This is a genomic window from Mesorhizobium sp. M7A.F.Ca.CA.001.04.2.1, from assembly GCF_003998485.1.
GTDB lineage: Bacteria > Pseudomonadota > Alphaproteobacteria > Rhizobiales > Rhizobiaceae > Mesorhizobium > Mesorhizobium ciceri.
The window spans coordinates 1-1,664 of record NZ_RZQT01000087.1; the positions used below are offsets into that span (position 1 = coordinate 1).

1 protein-coding gene is annotated in these 1,664 nt (G+C 62.7%); it reads left to right on the top strand.

What is annotated here, in order from left to right; translation table 11 throughout:
- Positions 1 to 418: 418 nt before the first annotated feature.
- Positions 419 to 1,664: DEAD/DEAH box helicase (locus tag EN955_RS23650; protein WP_245492844.1), on the top strand; the 1,246-nt coding region annotated here is incomplete at its 3' end.

Sequence of the window (1,664 nt, forward strand, 5' to 3'; positions counted from 1 at the left end):
GTCCTTCATCGATTACCTCCCAAGCCAGCGGCATTTCGTGGTAATCGTGCCGGCAAGCGAGCGCAAGCGCCGCTTGCTCCGTGGATTTTGCTGCGCTGCAGCATGACGCCCCTTGCATTTGGTGGCGAACTGGGCCATATGCGGCGGCATAGGCGCTTGGGCCGGGACTTATCCGGCCTTCTCGACGAATGAGACTGGTTGCGTCTGTTTTCCCTCTTTCCGGTATATCGGCCCTTTTTCCGGTAAATCACAAAGCGGCGAAAAAGCCCCGTGGCATGATGCCTGCGGGCACGACAGCGCAGCCGAGTGGACGAACCCGTCCGCCCGCCTTGTCGTTTCATGAAAATTTGTTCGACGGCAGGTTGCGCCCTGCCGCCATCGATGTTTGCGGCCAGAAGCCGCGTGAAAGAAGATTATTTTGACCAACGAAAACACTTTGCCCGGCAGCAACACTGCGGAACTCACCGGTTTCGCGGCACTGGGTATTACGGGCGCGCTGCTCAAGGCCACCCACAACGCCGGCTTCACCGAGCCGAAGCCTATCCAGGCGCAGGCGATCCCGCCGCAGATGGAAGGCCGTGACATTTTCGGCATCGCCCAGACCGGCTCTGGCAAGACCGCGGCCTTCGCTCTGCCGATCCTGTCGAAGATCATCGCACTCGGCACCAAGCGCCGGCCGAAGACGGCGCGTGCGCTTATCCTGGCGCCGACGCGCGAACTCGCCGTGCAGATCGAGGACACGATCAAGATCCTCGCCAAGGGCGCGCATGTCTCGACCGCGCTCGTGCTTGGCGGCGTCTCGCGCTTCAGCCAGGTGAAGAAGGTTGCGCCCGGCGTCGATATCCTGATCGCAACGCCCGGCCGGTTGACCGACCTGGTGCGTGAGGGCGACCTCATGCTTGCCGACACCAAATGGCTGGTGCTCGACGAGGGCGACCGCATGCTCGACATGGGCTTCATCAACGACGTCAAGCGCATCGCCAAGGCGACCGCGCCCGATCGTCAGACGGTGCTGTTCTCGGCGACCATGCCCAATGAAATCGCCGAACTGGCCAAGGGCCTGCTGAAGAACCCGATCCGCGTCGAAGTCGCGCCGCAAAGCACGGCAGCGGCCGAGATCGTGCAAGGCGTCGTCTTTGCCCGCACCAAGCAGAAGCGCCAGGTGCTGTCGACGATGCTCGCCGATGAGGCGATGAAGTCCGTCATCATCTTCTCGCGCACCAAGCATGGCGCCGACAGGGTGACCAAGGACCTCGAGCGCGATGGCTTCAAGGCCGCCGTCATTCACGGCAACAAGTCGCAGAACGCCCGCCAGAAAGCGCTGAACGATTTCCGCGACGGCTCGGTGCGCATTCTGGTGGCGACCGACATCGCGGCGCGCGGCATCGACGTACCCGGCATCAGCCATGTCGTGAATTTCGATCTGCCTGATGAAGCCGAGAGCTACGTCCACCGCATCGGCCGTACCGGCCGCAACGGCATGGACGGCATCGCGATCACGCTTTGCGATCCTTCCGAGAACAGCAAGCTGCGCCAGGTCGAGCGCATCATCCGCACCAAGCTGCCGATCGTTGCCGACCATCTCGGCAGCCCCGATCCGCTGCGCAATCCGGCTGAAAAGAACGAGCGTTTCGAGCCGGCCAATGACCGCAACGACCGCAATG